Source organism: Henriciella sp. (assembly GCF_049649345.1).
GTDB lineage: Bacteria > Pseudomonadota > Alphaproteobacteria > Caulobacterales > Hyphomonadaceae > Henriciella.
The window spans coordinates 1-2,619 of sequence record NZ_JBARZC010000139.1 but is presented as its reverse complement, the minus strand read 5'-3'; the positions used below and the strand labels follow the sequence as shown (position 1 = coordinate 2,619).

The window sequence follows — 2,619 nt, the reverse complement described above, 5'->3', positions numbered from 1 at the left end:
CTCTAATGCACACCATGCAAACCGATACGCGCACGACACTGCCCCCTGCTCCGCCGGTCGAGGAACGCTCGAACGTCACGCTTGAAGAGTTCCGCGACGAAATCCTGCCCGGCGCGCGCCCTGTTCTGATGAAAGGCTTCATCGGCCACTGGCCGGCTGTTCAGGCGGCGCAAAAATCGACCGAAACGATCATTGATTATGTCAAACGCTTCGACGCCCGCCGGCCTGTCGAGACGATTTTCGGATCGCCCGAGATTGCCGGGAAGTATTTCTACAATGAGGATCTGACGGGCCTTAATTTTACCAAGCGCCCCGCCGTGATCAGCGACTCGATCGATGCGGTCGCGCATCTGCGCGGTGAGGAACATCCGGACTCTGTCTATATCCAGTCGGTGCCGATGCACGACAATCTGCCCGGTTTCGCTGACAACAATCCGATCGGCGTCCTGCCGCCAGTGATCGAGCCGCGCATCTGGATCGGCAACAAGCTGACCGTCCAGACCCATTTCGACGTGCTGGAAAACATTGCCGGCGTCGTCGCAGGCCGCCGCCGCTTCACCCTGTTTCCGCCCGACCAGACGCCCAATCTCTATGTCGGCCCGTTCGAACTCACGCTCGCCGGCCCGCCCGTCAGCCTGGTCCGCCTCGAAGACCCGGATTTTGAGCGCTATCCGCGCTTTGCAGACGCCTGGCCGCATGCGCAGTCCGCCGAGCTGGAGCCTGGCGACGCGCTCTTCATCCCGTATTTCTGGTGGCACCATGTCGAGTCTCTGGAAGACTTCAACATGCTGGTGAATTACTGGTGGAACGACGCGTCGAAATCGCTCGCCTCTCCGTTTGACAGCCTGCTGCACGCGATCATTGCCATCCGCGACCTGCCGCCTCACCAGAAAGCGGCCTGGAAGATGATGTTCGAGCACTATGCCTTCCAGGAAAACGGCGATCCTGTCGCTCACCTGCCGCCGCATTCGAAAGGCGCCCTTGGACCCCACACGCCTGAACAGCGCGACAAGCTGAAAGCCACGCTGGCCCAGGCGCTCGCCCGTCAGGCTGGCCTCGTCCCGCGCGGGCGCTAGGCCCGCTTCTGCCACTCCAGCCCGAAAGGCAATAGATGAAACCCTCTGTGTTCGCCCTCAGCCTGCTAGCGCTCGCATCCGGAAGCTGCACCACGCCGCCGGCTCCTGCTGGCAATACCGCCGCCGAATCGCCGCCCGCCGGCTCGCCTGTTGCACTGCACGGAGAGCTTCGAACCAATGGCAATCGCGTCGTGAACGCAGATGGCAATACGGTCTCCCTCGCAGGCGTCAGCTTTTTCTGGTCGACCACCGGCTGGGGGCAGGATGATCTCTACAACGCCGCCGCCGTCGACTATTTCGCAGACGACTGGGACGCCTCGCTCGTACGCGCCGCCATCGCCGCAGACCGGAATGGCGGCTATGTCAGCGATCCTGAGGGCAATCTCGCCCGCGCCCATGCCGTCATTGACGCTGCCATAGACAAGGGCCTCTACGTCATCGCCGACTGGCATTCCCACCATGCCGAGGACAATCCGGAGGCCGCGGTGGAATTCTTCACCGGGCTGGCCGAGAAATATGGCGACACGCCGAACATCATCTACGAAATCTATAATGAACCGCTCGACACGGCCGACTGGTCCACCGTCGTGAAGCCCTATTCGAAACAGCTCATCGACGCGATCCGCGAGGTCGATCCGGACAATCTCATCCTGGTCGGCACGCAATCCTGGTCTCAGGATGTCGACAAGGCCGCAGCTGACCCGATCCTAGGCGAAACCAACATCGCCTATACGCTCCACTTCTATGCTGCGAGCCACAAACAGGATTTACGCGACAAGGCCCAGGCGGCGCTCGAGGCGGGCCTGCCGCTTTTCGTGTCCGAATGGGGCGGGGTGAACTATGATGGTGATGGCGGCGTCGACAAGGCCTCCGTGATGCAATGGATGGCCTTCATGCGCGCCAATGGCATCTCCCATGCGAACTGGGCGGTCAGCGACAAGAAAGAAGGCGCGTCCATCTTCAAGCCCGGTACATCGCCGGCCGGCCCGTTTACCGATGAGGACCTCACCGAGTCTGGCGCCTTCGTGAAATCGATCGTGGCCGGCTGGGATGAGACGCCTACGGAATAGAACAATCCGGCAGCGGGCCATTTGACGGCTCGCAGACCGGCGTCAGCGGCGGGCCGAGATAGCTTTCCGGGACGTCGCCCGCCACGACCAGAACGCGCTGAAAGACAACGCCCGGATCGACCCGCCAGAGCTTCAGCCTGTGCGCGCCTGGCTCAGCGACACTCAGCGTCGTGGTCAGCTCATAGGCATAATTCGCAACCGCTTCTCCCCAGGCAGCACTGCCCTCGCCGCCCGTATCGCCCTTGTGCAGATTGACCATGACCGGCTCGCCATCATCGATGGAAACCGCATAGCGAAGCCCGCCCTGTCCGAGGAAATCCTGTGTCGGTGCCAGTGTGACGGTCACATCAACATCTCCGGCCTCGAATAGATGGATATCGAATTCAAGGCGCGGGGCCGAACCGCCCGGCTCGGACGCGGGCGCCGTCACAGGCAGGCTCGTCACACCGTCGCCGGAGCGGCCAAGATTGGGC

2 protein-coding genes and 1 pseudogene are annotated in these 2,619 nt (G+C 62.3%); 2 read left to right on the top strand and 1 reads right to left on the bottom strand.

The genetic code is table 11. From position 1 onward, the window contains the following. Both WA989_RS03415 and WA989_RS03410 read left to right on the top strand, forming a co-directional pair. Positions 1-1,076: cupin-like domain-containing protein (locus WA989_RS03415; RefSeq protein ID WP_424339116.1), on the top strand; the 1,076-nt coding region annotated here is incomplete at its 5' end. Positions 1,077-1,111: 35 nt separating this feature from the next. Next, positions 1,112-2,146: a glycoside hydrolase family 5 protein gene (locus WA989_RS03410; protein ID WP_424339115.1), complete on the top strand. Its 1,035-nt coding sequence runs from the start codon at positions 1,112-1,114 to the stop codon at positions 2,144-2,146. Here the strand turns inward: WA989_RS03410 and WA989_RS03405 are convergent. After that, positions 2,136-2,619, bottom strand: a pseudogene (locus tag WA989_RS03405) (glycosyl hydrolase 115 family protein); the annotation flags it as partial. The gene WA989_RS03410 and the pseudogene WA989_RS03405 sit on opposite strands and share 11 nt — an antisense overlap.